Annotated in this window: 13 protein-coding genes, 1 tRNA gene and 2 rRNA genes; 7 read left to right on the top strand and 9 right to left on the bottom strand. The window is 62.8% G+C overall.

Annotation, left to right across the window (positions count from 1 at the left end; all coding sequences use genetic code 11):
* Window positions 1-135 precede the first annotated feature (135 nt).
* The 5 genes from HDC35_RS12470 to HDC35_RS12450 all read left to right on the top strand — a co-directional run bounded on the left by HDC35_RS12470 (window position 136) and on the right by HDC35_RS12450 (window position 7,851).
* Window positions 136-2,964 (top strand): TonB-dependent receptor, encoded by a 2,829-nt coding sequence (locus HDC35_RS12470; protein ID WP_184647186.1) that lies wholly within the window; start codon window positions 136-138, stop codon window positions 2,962-2,964.
* A gap of 18 nt (window positions 2,965-2,982) precedes the next feature.
* On the top strand, window positions 2,983-4,431 hold the full coding sequence (locus HDC35_RS12465; protein WP_260397698.1) for a purple acid phosphatase family protein: 1,449 nt from the start codon (window positions 2,983-2,985) through the stop codon (window positions 4,429-4,431).
* A 15-nt stretch (window positions 4,432-4,446) separates the two neighbouring features.
* On the top strand, window positions 4,447-5,466 hold the full coding sequence (locus HDC35_RS12460) for a phytase (RefSeq protein ID WP_184647185.1): 1,020 nt from the start codon (window positions 4,447-4,449) through the stop codon (window positions 5,464-5,466).
* Window positions 5,467-5,551: 85 nt separating this feature from the next.
* Window positions 5,552-7,144, top strand: a complete 1,593-nt coding sequence (gene purH, locus HDC35_RS12455) for a bifunctional phosphoribosylaminoimidazolecarboxamide formyltransferase/IMP cyclohydrolase (RefSeq protein ID WP_184647183.1) — start codon at window positions 5,552-5,554, stop codon at window positions 7,142-7,144.
* 56 nt (window positions 7,145-7,200) lie between these two features.
* Window positions 7,201-7,851 carry a YqaA family protein gene (locus HDC35_RS12450; RefSeq protein WP_184647420.1) on the top strand — a complete coding sequence of 217 codons (651 nt, stop codon included), beginning with the start codon at window positions 7,201-7,203 and terminating at the stop codon, window positions 7,849-7,851.
* Window positions 7,852-7,975: 124 nt separating this feature from the next.
* Here the strand turns inward: HDC35_RS12450 and HDC35_RS12445 are convergent, their stop codons facing one another.
* The 6 genes from HDC35_RS12445 to HDC35_RS12420 form a co-directional block, all read right to left on the bottom strand.
* Window positions 7,976-8,521, bottom strand: coding sequence for a VOC family protein (locus HDC35_RS12445; protein ID WP_184647181.1), 546 nt, complete (start codon window positions 8,519-8,521; stop codon window positions 7,976-7,978).
* A complete protein-coding gene (hppD, locus tag HDC35_RS12440; protein WP_184647179.1) occupies window positions 8,518-9,606 on the bottom strand; it encodes a 4-hydroxyphenylpyruvate dioxygenase in 1,089 nt (362 codons plus the stop codon). Before hppD ends, HDC35_RS12445 begins: the two co-directional genes overlap by 4 nt.
* Window positions 9,607-9,812: 206 nt before the next feature.
* Window positions 9,813-11,696: an ABC-F family ATP-binding cassette domain-containing protein gene (locus HDC35_RS12435; RefSeq protein ID WP_184647177.1), complete on the bottom strand. Its 1,884-nt coding sequence runs from the start codon at window positions 11,694-11,696 to the stop codon at window positions 9,813-9,815.
* A 52-nt stretch (window positions 11,697-11,748) separates the two neighbouring features.
* Window positions 11,749-13,299, bottom strand: a complete 1,551-nt coding sequence (locus tag HDC35_RS12430; protein ID WP_184647175.1) for a DHA2 family efflux MFS transporter permease subunit — start codon at window positions 13,297-13,299, stop codon at window positions 11,749-11,751.
* A 1-nt stretch (window position 13,300) separates the two neighbouring features.
* Window positions 13,301-14,449, bottom strand: a complete 1,149-nt coding sequence (locus HDC35_RS12425) for an HlyD family efflux transporter periplasmic adaptor subunit (protein ID WP_184647418.1) — start codon at window positions 14,447-14,449, stop codon at window positions 13,301-13,303.
* Window positions 14,449-15,876, bottom strand: coding sequence for an efflux transporter outer membrane subunit (locus HDC35_RS12420; RefSeq protein WP_184647173.1), 1,428 nt, complete (start codon window positions 15,874-15,876; stop codon window positions 14,449-14,451). Before HDC35_RS12420 ends, HDC35_RS12425 begins: the two co-directional genes overlap by 1 nt.
* 53 nt (window positions 15,877-15,929) lie before the next feature.
* On the opposite strand from HDC35_RS12420, the gene HDC35_RS12415 reads away from it, so the two are divergent.
* Together HDC35_RS12415 and HDC35_RS12410 are read left to right on the top strand one after the other, a co-directional pair.
* Entirely contained in the window at window positions 15,930-16,580 is a 651-nt protein-coding gene (locus HDC35_RS12415) for a TetR/AcrR family transcriptional regulator (RefSeq protein ID WP_184647171.1), read from the top strand.
* Window positions 16,581-16,649: 69 nt separating this feature from the next.
* The gene (locus tag HDC35_RS12410) at window positions 16,650-16,832 is read left to right on the top strand and encodes a hypothetical protein (RefSeq protein WP_184647169.1); all 183 of its coding nucleotides are present in this window, start codon (window positions 16,650-16,652) and stop codon (window positions 16,830-16,832) included.
* Between the two features lie 72 nt (window positions 16,833-16,904).
* On the opposite strand, the gene HDC35_RS12405 is transcribed toward HDC35_RS12410, so the two are convergent.
* From HDC35_RS12405 to HDC35_RS12395, 3 genes are all read right to left on the bottom strand, one after another.
* Window positions 16,905-16,981 (bottom strand) — tRNA-Met (locus HDC35_RS12405).
* A gap of 113 nt (window positions 16,982-17,094) precedes the next feature.
* Window positions 17,095-17,209, bottom strand: a 5S ribosomal RNA gene (gene rrf / locus HDC35_RS12400).
* A gap of 117 nt (window positions 17,210-17,326) precedes the next feature.
* A 23S ribosomal RNA gene (locus tag HDC35_RS12395) occupies window positions 17,327-20,117 on the bottom strand.
* Window positions 20,118-20,144: the final 27 nt, after the last annotated feature.

The following is a 20,144-nucleotide window of genomic DNA, read 5'->3' as shown; positions in this document are numbered from 1 at the left end:
GGCGTTGCGGCCCCGCTTCTGTTTCAATAGTGTGACAGTCACGTAACACAGCGGTCATAGAGCCCTGTCAGTGCGCCCTCGACTCGCCGGGAGCCAAAAGGAACCGGCGATCTTCTCACTCTTCGGGGGATCTTCATGCTCAAGCTTCGCACCGTCCGTTCGCGCATCCTGCTCGGCACCTGCCTTTCACTCGCGGCGGCGCCGACCGCCGCCATCGCCTCCGAAATCGTCGGCACCGTCAGCGATGCCACCAACACGCGTGCGCTGCAAAGCGCCGAACTGCGAATCGTCGAACTGGGCCGCGTCGTCGAGGCCGGTCGCGACGGCAGCTTTCGTTTCAGCGACGTTCCGGCGGGCACCTACGCGCTCGAAGCCCGTTATGTCGGCGCAGAACCGCGCACGCAGGAAGTCGTCGTTCCTGCCACCGGCAGCGTCACTGCCAATATCGTGCTGGGTACCGACGGCAGTATCCTGATCGTCGGACAAGTCGCCAATCTGGCGAGCAGCTTGTCGCGCCAGCGCGCGGCCGATGGGGTCGAAAGCGTTTTGACGCGCGACAGCATCGGTCAGTTCCCCGACCAGAATGTCGCCGAATCGCTGCGCCGTCTGCCGGGGGTGAACATCCTCAACGACCAGGGTGAAGGCCGCTTCGTATCGGTTCGGGGCCTCGACCCGGAACTCAACGCCGCGTCGATCAACGGCACGCGCGTCCCCGCACCCGAAAGCGATGTTCGCTCGGTCGCGCTCGATGTCGTCGCGGCCGAACTGATCGAATCGATCGAGGTCAAGAAATCGCTAACCCCCGACATGGACGCCGACACGCTGGGCGCATCGATCGAAATCCACACGACCAGCGCATTCGACCGCAAGAAGGACCTGCTCTCGGTCAAGCTCGAAGGCAGCTACAATAATTACGCCGACGCGCTAACGCCCAAGGGCAGCCTCGACTTCTCGACCCGCGTCACCGACAATTTCGGTATTGCGGGCGGTATCAGCTACTACAAGCGCAAGTTCGAAACTGACAATATCGAAGCCGCCGACTGGGCCGTCAGCGATGATGGCATCGCCTATGCTGAGGAAGTCCAGTATCGCGACTATGACGTCGAGCGCGAGCGGATCGGCGCTTCGCTGAGCCTCGACTTTCGCGCCGGCGATACCACCAAGCTTTACGCACGCGGCATCTACAACGAGTTTTCGGACCAGGAATATCGCGGTGACGTGACTCTGATCATGGACGAGCAGCCGGTGGCCGCGCAGAGCAGCGACACATCGGCCTTTTTCACCGATGCCGACGGCCGGATCGAAGTGCGCCGCCGCATGAAGGACCGTTTCGAGAAGCAGAAGATCAAGTCGGTCACGCTGGGCGGCGAAACCGAAACGGGACCGTGGAAGATGACCTATTCGGGCTCATGGTCCGAAGCCAGCGAGCGCGAGAACGGCTCGGTCGACCCGACGCGCTTTCGGGCGCGCTTCGATGGCGACGGCGTCGACCTCAACTTCGATTATGCCGACCCGCGCCGTCCGCTCTTCACCGTGTCCGGCGATACCGCATTGTTCAACGATGCCGCGGAATATGGGTTCAACGAGCTGGAACTGACGACTTTGTCGGCATCGAAAGATCGCGAGTGGACCGCGCGCGGGGACCTGTCACGCGAATTTGCGATGAACAACGGCACCTTCACGCTGCAGACCGGCGTGAAATCGCGTTGGCGCAAGAAATCCTACGATCTCGAAGCACAGGTTTTTGACGATTATGACGGGGATTATACCCTCGCCGACGTGCTCGGGGACCAGACCTATCGCATCGCGAACCTCGGGCCGCTGCCCGGCCAGCACGCGCCGACGAATTTCTTCAACGACAATCGCGATAATTTCGAACTCAACGGGATCGATACCACCATCAATTCCAACTCGTCCGACTATTCGGTCGATGAGGATATTCTTGCAGCCTATCTTCTCGGTCGCTGGGAAAATGACCGGGTTCGCATCATCGGCGGCGTCCGCATGGAGCGCACGCGGAACGACATTCGTGCGAAGCTGACCCAGTTCGTTGCCGAAGGCGACGAATATGAAGGCGTCGAACTGGAAGAGGACACGGTGTTCGTCACCCCCAACCGGTTCAAGCGCAGCTGTACCGACTGGCTGCCCAGCCTGACCATTCGCTACGAGCCGGCGAAAGACGTTGTACTGCGCCTCGCCGGATACAAGAGCCTCGTTCGCCCGAAGCTGTCGAACCTCGCACCGCGTTTCGACATCAACGAGGATCGCGAAGCGACCTTCGGCAACCCGAACCTCAAGCCGTATCGCGCATGGAACATCGACGCCTCGGCCGAATGGTATTTTGGCAAGAATTCGGCACTGAGCGCCGGCGTCTTCTGGAAGTCTGTGAACAACTTCATTGTCGAGCAGCGGATCACCACTGCGGGCGAACTCTATGGCGTCGAATATGAGGAACTGACGACCTACATCAACGGCGACAAGGGCAAGATCAAGGGTCTGGAAATCTCGTACAACCAGACTTTCCCCTTCCTCCCCGCGCCGTTCGATGGCCTGCTGCTCAACGCCAATTATACCTATACCGACGCGAAGGGCACGGTGTTCAACGAGGGAGACATCGACGATCCGCGTCCGATCCCGTTGATGGCGGCGGCGAAGCACACGTTCAACGTGGCGCTGGGCTACGAAAAGGGCCCCGTCTCGCTCCGCGCCGCGGGAACTTATCGCGACAAATATCTCGACGAGCTGGGCAGCACCGCCGAGCAGGATCGCTATGTCGACCAGCATTTCCAGCTGGACCTGTCGGCGAAGTTCCGCGTCACCAAGGGCATTCGCCTGTTTGCCGAATGGGTGAACGTCACCGACGCGCCTTATTTCGCCTACCAGAACTTCGCGGGCGCCAAGCGTATCCTGCAGTATGAAAAATACAGCTGGACCGCCAAATTCGGCGTTTCGGCCAGCTTCTGACGGCGGGCGCGGAACGTGATGACGATGAACAGGCAATTGTTCGGCCGGGCGCTGTTCGGGGCGGCGATGGTGTCAACCCCAGCGGCCGGGGGAGCGTATAACGCCGGTTTCGCTATCGTCACGCAGACGGAGGATGGCCAGTCCATCCCTCGGTCTGCTGGCCTTCCCTATGCGCCCCGCAACCTTCCCGACCGCATCCTTCTTACGCCCGGGGCCGACCCGGCACGCGAGATGGCGGTCGCTTTTCGCACCGACACCGCGCAGGCCGAGTCCCAGGCCCAGCTCGCGGTGTCGGTCGATGGGCCAACTCTGGAGGAAAAGGCGGTGCTGGTCACCGGCAAGACGATGCCGGTGGACAGCAGCTATGGCGCGTCGTTTTATCACCAAGTCCGCTTTACCGGGCTCACGCCCGACACCGTCTATGCCTATCGCGTCAAGGGCGCCGCAGGCTGGAGCGAATGGTACCAGTTCCGTACCGCCGCCGCAGAGGTGAAGCCCTTTCGCTTCCTCTACCTCGGCGACGTCCAAAACGGCATATTGACCTATGCCAGCCGCGTGATTCGCCAAGCTTTTCACGCGCATGGCGACATCCGCCTGACCGTCCACGCCGGCGACCTTGTCGGCCAACGCGACGACCTCGACCATGATGACGAATGGGGCGAGTGGAACGACGCTGGCGGTTATAATTATGCGATCGTCCCGCAAGTCCCCGCCACCGGCAATCATGAATATGTCGAAGTGGTCCAGCCGGACGGCAGCGAATCCTATAAGCTCGGCCCCTATTGGCCGGCCCAGTTCGCGTTGCCGGCGAATGGCGCCGAAGCGGCAAAGGCGACGACCTATTACACCGATTATCAGGGCGTGCGCTTCATCGTCCTCGACGGAACCTCGGCGATCAACCTTGGGTCGATGAAAGCGCAGACCGACTGGCTCGACGCCGCGCTTGCTTCGTCGAAAGCGAACTGGAATGTCGTGCTGTTCCACCAGCCGGTCTTTACCTGTGCGCGGCCGAACGATACGAAAGAAATCAAGGCGGCGTGGAAGCCGGTGTTCGAAAAGCGCAAGGTCGACCTGGTGCTGCAGGGACACGACCATTGCTATAGCCGACTGACGTCGGAAGCGGGGCGCGAGGCGAGCGCGAAGGCGCGCGCCGACGGCAGCGTGCAAGGACCCGTCTATCTCGTGTCGGTGACGGGATCGAAAATGTACCGGCTCAACGACCGCGCGGGTAGCCAGCCCGACAAGATCGCCGAGGCGACCGAACTCTACCAGATCGTCGACGTCGAACCCCAGCGGCTGAAATTTCGTACTTATACGGCGTCGGGCCGACTTTATGACGGCTTCGACCTCGAACGCACCGCATCGGGCAACCGCCTGCACGAAATCGACGAGCCGACGATCGCGGCACGCACCTGCTCGGGCGAAACCGGCCCCGACGGCGGCCGCTGCGTCGCGCGCGGGAAATAGGTCAAGGGAAACAGGATGATCCGCATCACGAAACTGCTCGCCGCTGCGGCGCTCGCGACCGGTCTTGCCGGCTGCGCCGCAAACGAACCAGTGATCCGCGGCCTGCCGCCGGTCCAGGTGACTGCGAGCGGCGAGACGCAGCCGGTCGGTACCGGCCGCGCCGATGCCGCCGACGACCCGGCCATCTGGATCGACCCCGCCAACCCGAACCGTGCGCTGATCGTCGCGACCGACAAGAAGGCGGGGCTGCATGTCTATGACCTCGCGGGTAAGGACATCGCTTTCGTGCAAGCCGGCCTTGTGAACAATGTCGATGTCGCGGGCGACATCATTGTCGCGAGCGACCGCAACGATGGGGCGAACGCGCATCTCGCGGTGTTTCGCCTCGATGCGGACAGGCCGGAGATCGTGCCGCTCGGCCGCGCCGCTGCGGGTACGGGCGAAGCCTATGGCCTTTGCCTCAAGAAAACGGCACCGGGACAGCCGATCACCGCCGCGCTGATCGTCAAGGACGGCACGGTGCGCGTCGGCACACTGACCGTCGATGGTGCGGCGCCGGACTTTTCGAAAGAATGGGAATATAAGATTCCGACCCAGTCCGAGGGCTGCGTATTCGATGGCGACACGCTCTATGTCGGCGAGGAAGACGTCGGGGTGTGGAAACTTGAACGCAATGGTGCGGGCGCAACGGCCGTCCTGATCGCGCCGGTCGACCACCAGCGCCTCGTCGCCGATGTCGAGGGGCTTGCGACGATCGACTACAAGGGGCAGCGCTACCTGCTCGTGTCGAGTCAGGGGGACAACGCTTATGCGGTCTTCCGCTTGCCAGGGATGGATTATGTCGGTCGTTTCGCGGTCGCCGCCGGCGCATTTGGCGCGACGAGCGAGACCGACGGGATCGAAGCCGTCGCGGGCAATTTCGGCGCTGCCTATCCCGACGGCCTTTTCCTCGCGCAGGATGGCGACAACGCCCCCAAGGCGCAGAATTTCAAATTGGTGCGCTGGGACCAGATTGCGGCGGCGCTCGGGCTTTAAAAACCGGGCCGCCGGGGTTGCGATACGGGCGGCGCGCGCCTAGGGCGGCGGCGTCTTTCCCATCCCTGCAAAGGCCGCCCTTCCCATGACCGACCTGATTCCCGTCCGCCGCGCCCTGCTGTCCGTCAGCGACAAGTCGGGGCTTGCCGAGCTCGCCGCCGCGCTCGTCCGGCATGGCGTCGAGCTGGTATCGACCGGCGGCACCGCAAAGGCACTGCGCCAGGCGGGGCATACGGTTCTCGACGTATCGGACCTCACCGGCTTTCCCGAGATGATGGATGGCCGCGTCAAGACCCTGCACCCGACCGTCCATGGCGGCATCCTCGCAGTGCGCGACGACGCGGCGCATGTCGCCTCCATGAACGAACATGGCATCGGCGCGATCGACCTGGTGGTGGTCAACCTCTATCCCTTTGCTGCGACCGTCGCGAAGGGCGCGCCGCGCGAGGATATCATCGAGAATATCGACATCGGCGGCCCCGCGATGGTGCGCTCGTCGGCGAAGAACCACGCCTTCGTCAATATCGTGACCGAACCCCAGGATTATGCGGCGGTGATCGCGGAGATGGACGCTCACGGCGGCGCTACCACGCTGGCGCTGCGCAAGCGCCTCGCCGCGACCGCCTTTGCGCACACCGCGACCTATGATGGGATGATCGCGAGTTGGTTCGCCTTTGCCGACCAGGGCAAGACGTTCCCCGACACGCTGCCGCTGACCGCCAAGCTCGCCAACGAACTGCGCTATGGCGAGAATCCGCACCAGAAGGCGGCGCTCTACCTGCCCGCCGGCCCCGCGGCGCGCGGCATCGCGCAGGCCGAACAGGTGCAGGGCAAGGAGCTCAGCTACAACAATATCAACGACGCCGATGCGGCGCTCGAACTGGTCGCCGAATTCCGCGAGGCCGATCCGACCTGTGTGATCGTCAAGCACGCCAATCCGTGCGGCGTCGCGAGCGCGGCGACGATCGCCGAGGCCTATGACGCGGCGCTGAAGTGCGACGACGTCTCGGCGTTCGGCGGGATCATCGCGGTCAACCGGCCGCTCGACGGCGCGACCGCGGAACTGATCAGCGGCATCTTCACCGAGGTGGTCTGCGCCCCCGACGCCGACGCCGACGCGCGCGCGGTGTTCGCGAAGAAGAAGAACCTCCGCCTGTTGCTGACCGGCGAACTGCCCGACCCGGCGCGCGGCGGGCTGGTGATGAAGACGATCGCGGGAGGCTGGCTCGCGCAGAGCCGCGACAATGGGCGGATCGGCATCGGCGACCTTAAAGTTGTCACCGAGCGCGCGCCGACCGAGGAGGAGCTGACCGACGCGCTCTTCGCCTGGACGGTTGCCAAGCATGTGAAGTCGAACGCGATCGTCTACGCCAAGGACGGTTCGACCGCGGGCATCGGTGCGGGGCAGATGAACCGCCGCGACAGCGCGCGCATCGCCGCGGCGAAGGCGCGCGAAGCCGCCGAAAGCCACGGCTGGGCAAGCCCGCGCACCGTCGGCAGCGCGGTCGCGAGCGACGCCTTCTTCCCCTTCGCCGACGGGCTGCTTGCAGCAGTCGAGGCCGGCGCGACCTGCGTCATCCAGCCGGGCGGGTCGATCCGCGATGACGAGGTGATCTCGGCGGCGAACGAGGCCGGGCTGGCAATGGTCTTCACTGGCATGCGCCACTTCCGCCACTGATCGGCAGCGCCATGGCCATCCAGATCGATCCGACCGCGCGCCCGACCGCCCGCAGCCTGCTCGCGCATCTTTATAACTGGACGATTGCCAAGGCGTCGCACCGTCATGCCGAATGGTGGCTGTTCGCCATCGCCTTCGTCGAATCGAGCTTTTTCCCGGTCCCGCCGCACCCGGTGCTCGGGCTGATGTGCCTTGCCCAGCCGCGGCGCGCGGTGCGTTATGCCGCAATCTGCACCCTCGGGTCGGTGCTCGGCGGGCTGTTCGGCTATGCGATCGGCTATTTCCTCTATGAAAGCATCGGGCTGTGGCTGCTGGGCGCGCTGCACCTGACCGACAAATTCCCCGTCGCGGTCTGCTACCTCAACCAATATGATGCCGAGGCGATCATCATCGCGGGCGCAACACCGATCCCGTTCAAGCTGATGACACTGACGGCCGGTTTCACGGGAATGGACCTTGCGACCTTCATCGGCGCGAGCATCGTCGGCCGGGGCATGATCTTCATGGCGGTGGGGGTGCTGTTCCGCATATTCGGGGCGCCGATCAAGGCGTTTATCGAGAAATATCTGGGCATGGTCACGACCGCCTTCGTCGCGCTGCTGATCGGCGGTTTTGTCGTGATCGGGCTGTTGTCGGGGAACGGCGAGAAAAGCGCCGATGCGTGCAGCGGCGCGACGTGGGAAAGCGTGGGGATGGATCGGAAATAGGACGGGTCCGGCCCATTTTTTCCGTCCTCCCGGACTTGATCCGGGATCCACAGAATCGACGCTGCGTGAATGGACTCCGGATCAAGTCCGTGGCGACGATGCGAGGGTTCTTGCTTCCCTGTGACTACTCGTTCGCGGCCTGATGCAGCCAGTCGGCGTGGCGTGGCGCCTTTTTGGTCTGGCTCCATTCCTCGAGCATCAGCGGCGCGACGCGCTTGAGCTCGGCATATTGCTCGTCGGTGCCGATATCGCACGCGAGCTCGACGCGGTGGCCGTTGGGGTCGAAGAAATAGATCGACTTGAAGATGCCGTGATGCGTCGGGCCGAGCACGTCGATGCCGTTCGCAGTCAGATGCGCTTTCGCGGCGACAAGCTCTTCATAGCTGCCGACCTTGAACGCGAGGTGCTGGACCCACTTGGGCGTATTTTCGTCGCGCCCCATGTCGGGCTGGTTGGGCAGCTCGAAAAAGGCGAGGATATTGCCGTTCCCCGCGTCGAGAAAGACGTGCATATAGGGATCATATTCGCCGGTCGAGGGCACATGATCCTCGGCAAAGGCTGTGGTGTAGGTCATGCCAAGCATGCGCTCGTACCATTCGACCGTCTGTTTCGCATCCTTGCAGCGATAGGCGGCGTGATGGACGCCGCCCAATTTGATCGGGCTGGTCATTCGGCGGGCTCCTCTACATTCAGCGCGCCGCGGCGGATCTGGTCGAGTTCCATCGATTTGAACAGCGCGGTAAAATTGCCCTCGCCGAAACCTTCGTCCTTCTTGCGTTGGATGAATTCGAAAAAGACCGGGCCGATGACCGTCTGGCCGAAGATCTGGAGCAACAGGCGCGGGTCGCCCTCGGCCGTCGAACCGTCGAGCAGCAGGCCGCGGCGCTTGAGTTCGTCGACGGGTTCGCCATGGCCCGGCAGGCGCTCGGCGAGCAACTCGTAATAGGTTTCGGGCGGCGCGGGAGCGAACGGATTGCCATAGTCCTTGAGCTTGTCCCACGCGGCGTAGAGGTCGTCGCAGGCGAAGGCGATATGCTGGATCCCCTCGCCATTATAGGCCCGCAGATATTCCTCGATCTGACCGCCGCCGCCGGCACCTTCCTCGTTCAGGGGGATGCGGATCTTGCCGTCGGGGGCGGTCATCGCCTTTGACGTGAGGCCGGTATATTCGCCCTTGATGTCGAAATAGCGGATTTCGCGGAAGCCCGCGATCCTCTCGTAGAAGGCTGCCCAATGCGCCATGCGGCCGCCGTAGACATTGTGCGTCAAGTGATCGATGACCTCCAGCCCAGCGCCGACCGGATGACGGTCAACGCCTTCCTCATAGACAAAATCGATGTCGTAGATGTTGAGGTCGTCGCCATAACGATCGATCAGGTAGATGATCGAACCGCCGATACCGCGGATCGCGGGGAGGCGCAGTTCCATCGGGCCGGTCTTGACCTCGACCGGCTCGGCGCCACGTTCGATCGCTTCTGCATAGGCCTTGGCGGCGTCGCGGACACGCCAGCCCATGCCGCACGCCGACGGGCCATGTTCGGCCGCGAAATAGGCCGCGGGCGATTTGGGTTCGTAATTGGCGATCAGGTTGATCCCGCCCTGCCGCCACAGGTCGACGTCTTTCGAACGGTGGCGCGCAATGCGGGTAAAGCCCATGCGTTCGAAAACCGGTTCGAGCATGCCCTTTTCGGGGGCCGAAAATTCGACGAATTCGAAACCGTCGAGGCCCAGCGGATTGTCGAAAAGGTCGGCCATGATGCATTCCCTATATAGTTTCAATTGAAACTAGTATGATGGAATGCGGGGCGCAAGTCAATGCGCGCCTCTTCGTCGTGCCGGAGGGAACCCAGAGGCAGGCACATTTATGCACCTCGGCGCAAGCCGGACCCCATGACCGCCAGGGCTGCTTTGCTATCTGGGCCTCGACTCGCGCCGGGATTCTCAATTTATAGCACTATGGATCAGGCCGCCGCGCTCTCGATCGCCTCAAGGGCGTCCATCCATGCCGCTTCGACAGTTTCCAGCTCGGACGCGAGCTTGCCGCGACGCTGCGACAGCTCGCCCATCGTCAGTTTCGCGAGCGCGGGCTCGGCGCTGGCCGGGTCGAACATCGCGCGGTCGATCGCCGAAATCTGCTTGTTCAGCTTTTCGGCCTGCGCTTCGTGATCCTTCGCGCTCTTGCGCAGCGCGGCCTGTGCTTCGCGCGCCTTTGCGGCTTCCTGCCGCGCCGACTTCGCATCTCTCGATTTCGTCGGCGCGCCCTTCGCATCGTCGTTCGCCGCTCCCTTGCCGAGGATGAAGGCGACATAATCGTCCATGCTGCCGTCGAAATCGCGCGCGGTGCCGCCGTCGACGAGCACGAGGCGGTCGGCGGTGAGTTCGAGCATGTGGCGGTCGTGGCTAACGATCAGCACCGCGCCGTCGAAGCCGTTCAAGGCCTGCACCAGCGCCTCGCGCGCGTCCACGTCCAGGTGGTTGGTCGGCTCGTCGAGGATGAGGAGGTGCGGCGCGTCGCGCGTGATGAGCGCGAGCGCGAGTCGCGCGCGTTCGCCGCCCGACAGCTTGCCAACTTCCGTGGTCGCCTTATTGCCGGTGAAGCCGAAGCGCCCCAGTTGCGCGCGCACCGCGCCGGGCGTCTTGCCAGCCATCACGCGCGTCATATGGCCCAATGGTGTGTCGCTGCCGTCGAGTTCCTCGACCTGATATTGGGTGAAATAGCCGACCCGCATCTTGCCCGACGCCGCCATTGCGCCGTCCATCGGCGTCAGCTGCGCTGCAAGCAGGCGCGCGAGCGTGGTCTTGCCATTGCCGTTGCGGCCGAGCAGCGCGATGCGATCGTCGGGATCGATGCGCAGGTTGAGGCGCGTCAGGATCGGCTCGCCCGGCACATAGCCGACGCTCGCAAGGTCGAGCGTGATCAGAGGCGGCTTCAGTTCATCGGGGCTCGGGAAGTCGAAGACAAGGCTGGGGTCTTCGGCGACGGCGGCGACCGGCTGCATCTTCGCGAGCTGCTTGGCGCGCGACTGTGCCTGTTTCGCGGTCGAGGCACGCGCGCTGTTGCGCGCGACATAATCCTGCAGCTTGGCGCGCTGCGCATCCTGCGCCGCTTTTGCCGCCGCAAGCTGCGCGATCCGTTCGGCGCGCTGGCGCTCGAAATCATTATAGCCGCCCGGATAGAGCGTGACCTTGCCGCCTTCGAGGTGAAGGATATGGTCGACGACATTGTTGAGCAGGTCGCGTTCGTGGCTGATCACGACGAGCTGCCCCGGATAGGCGCGGAGAAAACTTTCGAGCCACATCGTCGCTTCGAGGTCGAGGTGGTTCGAGGGTTCGTCGAGGAGCAAGAGGTCGGGGTTCGAGAAGAGCAGCGCCGCGAGCGCGACGCGCATCTTCCAGCCGCCCGAGAAGCTGTCGAGCGGGCGCTCCTGCATCTCTTCGTCGAAGCCAAGGCCGATCAGGATACGCGCGGCGCGCGCGGGCGCGGCATAGGCGTCGATCGCGATCAGCCGTTCGTGGATGTCGCCGAGCTTGTGCGGGTCCTGCTCGACCTCCGAAGCCGCGAGCAATTCGGCGCGTTCAGTGTCGGCTGCGAGCACTGTTTCAAACGGGGTCGCGCTGCCACTCGGCGCTTCCTGCGCGATATAGCCGACGCGCGTCTTGCGCGGCATTTCGATGCCGCCCTCATCGGCTTCGAGCTGGCCGATCATCACCTTCATCAGCGTCGACTTGCCCGCGCCGTTGCGGCCGATCAGGCCGGTACGGCTTTTGCCAGGCAGGCTGGCGGCCGCGCGGTCGAGGATGGTGCGCCCGCCGAGGCGGACGGTAAGGCCATTGATCGTCAACATGGCGGCGCGCCTAGCATGGCGAGGGCGCCGACCCAAGCCCCCGGCGCCGGGTTCAGTGGGCGCCGCCCATCGACACCTGCTTGGGGCGCGGCGCGATCCACACGCTGACTGCGGCGATCACGAACACCACCGCGGCGGCGAGGAAGATATGAATCACCGCCAGCGTCGACGCCTGCACCTCGACCAGCCGGTCGAGCAGCGCGCGCGCCTGGTCGAGCGTCAGGCCCGCGCGCTCGAGCGAAGCCATGAAACCGCCCGAATCGTTCAGCGAGGAGACGAGCTCCGACCGCGACGTTCGACTCGCTTCATCCCACGTCGTCGTCGCAATCGCGGTGCCGATCGCGCCGCTCAATGTGCGCAGGAAACTCATCAGCCCCGCGGCCGAGGTCTGATCCTTCGCCGGCACCGAACTTAGCACCAGCGCGGTCAGCCCGACGAAGAAGAAAGGCATGCCCATCCCCTGCAGCAAGTGCGGCAGCGCCAGCGTCCAATAATCGACGTCGGCATTCCAGCTGGCGCGCAGGATCGACATCGCGGCCATCCACAAGATGCCCGCGCTGACGGTCAGGCGGATATCGAGCTTGCCGAGCGTTCCCGCCGCGATGGGGGAGAACAGCACCGCGAAACAGCCGAGCCACGCGACGACATAGCCCGTCTCGGTCGCGGTATAGCCCGCGACCTGTTGCAGCCACAGCGGGGTAAGCACGACCTGCGCGAAAAAGGCGCCGAAGCCCAGCGACAGCGCGATCGTGCCAAAGGTGAAACCGCGGAAGCGGAAGATGCGCAGGTTAACGATCGGGTTGGCGTCGGTGAGCTCCCAGATCACAAAGGCGGCAAAGCTGATCGCGGCGACGATCGCCAGCGTGACGACCCACGCCGATCCGAACCAGTCATGCTCGCGCCCCGTGTCGAGCATGATCTGGAACGCGCCGACCGACACGACGAGCAGGATCAGTCCGACGACGTCGATCGGCAATTTGACCCGCTGCGTCTCGAAGGGCGTGAGCAGGGTCGCAACGCCAAAGGCGCAGATCGCGACGACCGGCAGGTTGATGAAGAAAATCCAGTGCCAGCTCCAATTGTCGCTGATCAGTCCGCCCAGAATCGGCCCCAGGATCGGTGCCGTGGTCGTCGTCATCGCCCAGATGGCGAGCGCGATGCCGGCCTTTTCCTTTGGAAAGATGCGCAGCAGCAATATCTGCGACAGCGGCATCAGCGGCCCGCCCGACAGGCCCTGAAGGATGCGGAAAAGCACAAGCGCGTCGAGCGTCTGCGCGATGCCGCACAAAACCGAAAACAGCCCGAAACCAAAGATCGAATAAAGGAACCAGCGCACCGTTCCGAAGCGATAGGCGAGCCAGCCGGTCAGCGGCACGCTGATCGCATCGGCGACCGCATAGCTGGTGATCACCCATGTCCCCTGCGTCGGCGACACGGCGAGTCCGCCCGCGATATGCGGCACCGACACATTGGCAATCGTCGTGTCGAGCACGACGACGAAATTGGCGAGCGCGAGCGCGAACGCCGCGACGAGCAGCCGGACGCCGGTCAGCGGCTGTGGTTCGACGGGGGGCGTTGCGACGGGAACGGCGGCGGTAGCCATGTCAGTTCCCGCGCGTGTCGATCGTCGCTTCCATCGACAGCCCGACGCGCAGCGGATGTTCTTTCAGCTGCTTCGGATCGAGCGCGATGCGCACTGGCAGGCGCTGGACGACCTTCACCCAATTGCCTGTAGCGTTCTGCGCCGGGATCAGCGAGAAGGCCGCGCCGGTACCGCCGGCGATGCCGACCACCTTGCCGCGATAGACGACGTCGCCGCCATAATAGTCCGACGTCAGTTCGACCGGCTGGCCGATCCGGATATCCTCGAACTGACTTTCCTTGAAATTGGCGTCGACGTAGGCAGTCGCAATGGGCACGATCACCATGATCGGTACCCCCGCGGCGATCCGCTGCCCGACCTGAACCTGCCGGTTGGTGACAATGCCATTGACCGGCGCGCGGATGATGGTGCGCGCCAGGTCGAGCCGCGCCTTCTCGAGCCGCGCTTCGGCGGCGGCGACGTCGGGTGCTGTGTCGATCGTCGTTCCGCGAACCACGGCCTCGGCGGCGCCCAGATCGCCGTTCGCCGAGCCGCGCGTCGCTTCGGCCGAGCTGATCCCCGCAGCGGCGAGGTCGCGCGCGGCTTGCGCCTTCTGGAGCTCGGCACGTGCCGCAGTCAGCTCTTCGCCCGACACCGCGCCGGTCCCAGCGATGCTTTCGCGCCGCGCCAGTTCGGCGCGCGCGCGCTCGATGCTCGCATTGGCATCACGCAGCCGGGCGCGCGCCTGCGCGATGTCGGCGGCGCGTGCGGCGACGCGCGCCCTTGCCGCGTCGGCGTTCGCGTCGGCCTGTCCGTAGCGCTGGCGCGCGAGGCGCAGCGCCGCCTCGGCATCGGCAACGGCGATACGCTGGTCGGCGTCGTCGAGGATGACGAGGATGTCGCCCTTCTTCACCGCCTGTGTGCCGGCGACGCGCACTTCCTTGACCGGGCCCGCGACGAGCGCGGTGACCTGCGCCGAATCCGCGCCGACATAGGCATTGTCGGTGTGGACGCGCCCGGCCTGCGTCAGAAAATACCAGAACCCCCACAGGATCGCGGCGGTCACCACGACGATCGCCAGGATGCGGAGCAGCTTCTTACGCCTCGCTCCGTTGCTTTGGGGGGAGGTTTCGGGAGCGCCCGTTTCGGTCGCAGCCGTTTCGTCGGCCATCATTCGTCTCCTGTTGGATTGCTGGCCCGATACCCGCCGCCAAGCGCGCGGATCAGAGCGATATCGAGGGAAAGCTGGCGTACCTCGAGGTCGGCAACCGCGCGGTCGAGCACGACCATGCTGTCTTCGGCAGTTAGCTGGACGATCTGGTTCGCGAGACCGGCGCGATAGCGCAGTCCGGCGAGTTTCGACGCCTCGGCGGCGGCGGCGAGCGCTTCGCGGCGCTCGGCGAGTTGGCGCGCCGTCGCGGCACGGCTGGCGACGAGGTCGGCGACATCGCGCAGCGCCCCGACCAGCGTGCGATCATAGGTCGCGATCGCTGCGTCGTAATCGGCGCGCGCTCTGCGGTAGCGGCCTTGCAGCCGTCCGCCCTCGAAGATCGGCAGGCTGATCGCGGCGCCGCCATTGCCATATTCGGAGCCCGACTTGAATAGGTTCGACAGACCGAGCGATTGCAGCCCGACGAGCGCCGACAGGCTGATATTGGGATAGAAATCGGCGCGCGCGACATCGATTCGCTTCGCTGCCGCTTCGGATCGCAGCCGCGCCGCGAGGATATCGGGACGCCGCCCGATCAGGTCGATTCCGGCATTGTCCGGCAGGCCGAGCGACGGGCGCGCCATCTGCGGGCGCGCGATCGACAAGCCGCGATCGGGACCGGCCCCGACGAGTGCGGCGATCCGGTTGCGCGTCGTCGCGATCGCTTCCTCGAGCGCCACAACGTCCGCCTTGGCCGATGCGGCGCGGCTTTCCGCCTGCCGCTGGCTCGCTTGATTCTCGATCCCCGCGCTGGCGCGCTCGCCCGACAGGTCAGCGCTCGCGGTGCGGACACGCACGGCTTCGTTTGCGATGTCGAGCGCGTGGTAATAGCCGGCGAGGTCGGCATAGGCCGCCGCAATTCCCGTGGTCAGCATCAGCCGCGCCTGCGCCTCGTCGACGCGCGCGGCCTCGGCCTCCGACGTCGCGGCCGCAAGCGAAGCGCGGTTCCTGCCCCAAAGGTCGAGATCGAAGCCGAAGGTCCCGGCGATATGTCCGGTGTCCTGAATCCCTTCAGGGACGAACTGCGGCGGAATGCCCATATTCCGGCTTTGCTGGACGCCGCCGGCGCTCGCCTCGGCGCCGACGCGCGGTAACAGCGCAGCGCCGGCCTGTTGCGCCAACGCCTCGGCGGCGCGCACGCGGGCGGCGGCGACCGCGACGTCGGGTGAACCCGCAAGCCCCTCGACAATCAGCGTGTCGAGCTGAGCGTCGCCGAAGCTTTGCCACCAGCCTTCGGTCGGCCAGCCGGCTTGCGTGCCGGCCAGCGACGTGCGCGACTCGAGTGCATCGGGCGTTATCGCGACCGGGCTGAGTCCGAGGTCCGGAACACTTGCGCAGCCCGCCAGAAGGCTGAAAACTGCAGTTGTAACAAATAATGATCGGGGCATGGCTTCCAACGATACTAGCTGGTATCATGGGCAAATGGACTTTGGAGGCTGCGTTGTCAATCGAAATGATACCAGATAGTACGCCTGCACTCGACGACGCCGCCGCGGCGCGGCGTAAGGCTTTCGTCGAGGCGGCGCGCGAGCTGTTCTTCGCCAACGGCTATGCGGGCACGACAATGTCGTCGATCGCGGCCAAGGTTGGCGGGTCGAAGACGACGCTCTGGACCTATTTCCCTTCGAAGGAAGAGCTGTTCGAAGCGGTGGTCGATGATATCGTCGAACAATACGGCCAAATGCTCGCCATCGACCTGCCACTGGATGAGCCCGTGATCGACGTGCTGCGGCGCTTCGGCACTCTGTTGATGACCAAGCTGACCGCGACACCGATCTTGTCGCTCTTTCGCCTCGTCGTCGGCGAAGCCGAGCGCTTTCCGCACCTTGCGGAGACTTTCTACGACCGCGGGCCGCGCCGCGGAAAGGCACGCGCGGCCGCATGGATTGGCGAAAAGATGGTACGCGGCGAACTCAGGATGGGCGATCCGATGCGCGCCGTGCAGCAATTCACCGGTCTCTGCCAGTCGGGCCTCTATCAGTTCGCGATGCTCAATCTAGCCGAAGGCCACGAGCTCGACCGCATAGAAGAAGACGTCGATTTCGCGGTCGACACTTTCTATCGGGCGTGGGCGCCTCCGAGCGCCGGATAGCGGCCGTCCTGTCCGGAAACGGGACGGACTTCGCGATTTTGATCGGCTCGAACATGATATTATTGCGCGATGGAGCCGATTCGCGACGCAGTCTATTATGAGCAGCTCGCGCGTGTTGCGCGATTGAAGGCCAGCGCAAGTGAGGACCCCTTTCTCGCGTTGCGGCTGCGCGAAGCCGCAATCAAGCACGAGCGAACCGCGCGGCGGATGCGGCGCGAAGCGTTGCTGCCCGGTGTGCCGTCTGCCGAATAGCGTTGCCAGGCCGGCCCCGCGGATCGTAGACGCGAAAAGCCCGCCATCTCGCTGAGATGGCGGGCGTTTTATTGGTTGCGGGAGTAGGATTTGAACCTACGACCTTCAGGTTATGAGCCTGACGAGCTACCGGGCTGCTCCATCCCGCGTCAACCAGTCGTCGCGATCGCCGTTCGGCACCGCAAAAACAGCAAAAGGCCGGCATCGCTGCCGGCCTCTAACTTTGTGAATGGGTTTCTTTCGACCTTACGCCGGCCACAATGCCTGGCGACGTCCTACTCTTCCAACGCTTAAGCGGTAGTACCATCGGCGCTGTCAGGTTTCACGGCCGAGTTCGAGATGGGATCGGGTGGGTCACTGACGCCATGGTCACCAAGCAATGAAGCCGGCGTAGGGTCAAAAAGGGTATCAATCGATGTCCGTGCAATACTGTCTGATCAATCATCCACTCATCGTGAACAAACCGGTCAGGCTTGTCGTTGATGGCGGGACTCTTAAGTGCGAATAGAGCAATTAGTATCGGTTAGCTCCACGCGTTACCGCGCTTCTACATCCGATCTATCAACGTGGTGGTCTTCCACGGCTCTAAGAAATCTTATCTTGAGGGAGGCTTCCCGCTTAGATGCTTTCAGCGGTTATCCCGTCCATACATAGCTACCCTGCTGCGCGGCTGGCGCCACGACAGGTACACCAGAGGTATGTTCAACCCGGTCCTCTCGTACTAGGGTCAACTCCTCTCAAATTTCGACGCCCACGGCAGATAGGGACCAAACTGTCTCACGACGTTCTGAACCCAGCTCACGTACCACTTTAATTGGCGAACAGCCAAACCCTTGGGACCTGCTCCAGCCCCAGGATGTGATGAGCCGACATCGAGGTGCCAAACGATTCCGTCGATATGAGCTCTTGGGAATCATCAGCCTGTTATCCCCGGCGTACCTTTTATCCGTTGAGCGATGGCCCTTCCACTCGGGACCACCGGATCACTATGACCGACTTTCGTCTCTGCTCGACTCGTCAGTCTCGCAGTCAGGCAGGCTTATGCCATTGCACTCTAACAGACGGTTTCCAACCGTCCTGAGCCTACCATCGCGCGCCTCCGTTACTCTTTAGGAGGCGACCGCCCCAGTCAAACTACCCGCCACAGAGGGTCCCTGATCCAGTTTCATGGATCGAGGTTAGACATCAGAAAACAACAGGGTGGTATTTCACCTATGGCTCCACGACAGCTGGCGCCGTCGCTTCAAAGCCTCCCACCTATGCTACACAGTTCTTTCCTAATGCCACTCTGAAGCTGCAGTAAAGGTGCACGGGGTCTTTCCGTCTAACCGCGGGTACTCCGCATCTTCACGGAGAATTCAATTTCGCTGAGCATCTCCTGGAGACAGTGGGGAAGTCGTTACGCCATTCGTGCAGGTCGGAACTTACCCGACAAGGAATTTCGCTACCTTAGGACCGTTATAGTTACGGCCGCCGTTTACCTGGGCTTCATTTCGGAGCTTGCACCCCTCCACTTAACCTTCAGGCACCGGGCAGGCGTCAGGCCCTATACGTCGTCTTGAAGCCGACTTAGCAGAGCCCTGTGTTTTTGCTAAACAGTCGCTACCCCCTGGCCTGTGCCCCCCACAAATGGTTGCCCAAATGTGGGGCCTCCTTCTTCCGAAGGTACGGAGGCAATTTGCCGAGTTCCTTCAGGAGACTTCTCTCAAGCGCCTTGGTATACTCTACCATCCCACCTGTGTCGGTTTAGGGTACGGTCTATAATGGAGGGGCTATTTCCTGGAACCTCTTCAAAGCCTGACCAATCCAATAAGGTCAGACAATTTACGAGATCCGTCACACACCTCCAGGCCCACGAATATTAACGTGGTTCCCATCGACTACCCCCTTCGGGCTCGTCTTAGGGGCCGGCTTACCCTGCTCAGATTAGCTTTAAGCAGGAACCCTTGGGATTTCGGCGAGAGGGCATCTCACCCTCTTTATCGCTACTCATGTCAGCATTCGCACTTCCGATACCTCCACGACCCATTACCAGATCGCTTCATCGGCCTACGGAACGCTCCGCTACCGCGTGTATTGCTACACACCCTAAGCTTCGGTGCATCACTTGAGCCCCGTTACATTTTCGCCGCAGGAACCCTTATTTAGACCAGTGAGCTGTTACGCTTTCTTTAAAGGATGGCTGCTTCTAAGCCAACCTCCTGGTTGTTTTGGGATTCCCACATGCTTTCCCACTTAGTGATGACTTGGGGACCTTAGCTGTAGGTCAGGGCTGTTTCCCTTTTGACGACGGACCTTAGCACCCGCCGTCTGTCTGCCGGATATTACTCATGGGTATTCGGAGTTTGGTTAGAATTGGTAGATCTCGCGACCCCCGCATCCATCCAGTGCTCTACCCCCCATGGTATTCATCCGACGCTCTACCTCAATAGATTTCGCGGAGAACCAGCTATTTCCCGGTTTGATTGGCCTTTCACCCCTAAACACAACTCATCCGACAATTTTTCAACATTGAACGGTTCGGTCCTCCAGTGCGTGTTACCGCACCTTCAACCTGGTCATGCCTAGATCACCGGGTTTCGGGTCTAATGCAACAAACTCATTCGCCCTATTCAGACTCGCTTTCGCTGCGCCTACACCTAACGGCTTAAGCTTGCTTGTTACACTAAGTCACTGACCCATTATGCAAGAGGTACGCAGTCAGGCCTCAAGGGCCCTCCTACTGCTTGTAGGCGTTCGGTTTCAGGTACTGTTTCACTCCCCTCATCGGGGTGCTTTTCACCTTTCCCTCACGGTACTAGTTCACTATCGGTCATACAGGAGTACTTAGGCTTAGAGGGTGGTCCCCCTACGTTCAGACAGGGTTTCACGTGCCCCGCCCTACTCAAATCCTTCAACATCAGTTTCGCATACGGGACTGTCACCCGCTATGGTCACACTTTCCAGAGTGTTCTGCTACTTGAATTGAAGGCATTGGCCTGGTCCCGGTTCGCTCGCCACTACTACGGGAGTCTCTGTTGATGTCCTTTCCTCCGGGTACTGAGATGTTTCAGTTCCCCGGGTTCGCTTCACCAAAGCTATGTATTCACTTCGGTGATACCCTTCCCATTTAACCTTCGATGCCGACAAGTCGGCAGCGAAATTAAATGGTGAGGGTGGGTTTCCCCATTCGGAAATCGTTGGATCAAAGATTGCTCACATCTCCCCAACGCTTATCGCAGCGTGCCACGTCCTTCATCGCCTCTGTATGCCAAGGCATTCACCAAACGCCCTTACCTCACACTTGAGAGTCCACACCACCAACGACAAGCC

Source organism: Sphingopyxis sp. JAI128, from assembly GCF_014207235.1.
Lineage (GTDB): Bacteria > Pseudomonadota > Alphaproteobacteria > Sphingomonadales > Sphingomonadaceae > Sphingopyxis.
Note: the sequence above shows the minus strand (reverse complement) of the source record. Positions and strands in the feature narration are given on the sequence as shown.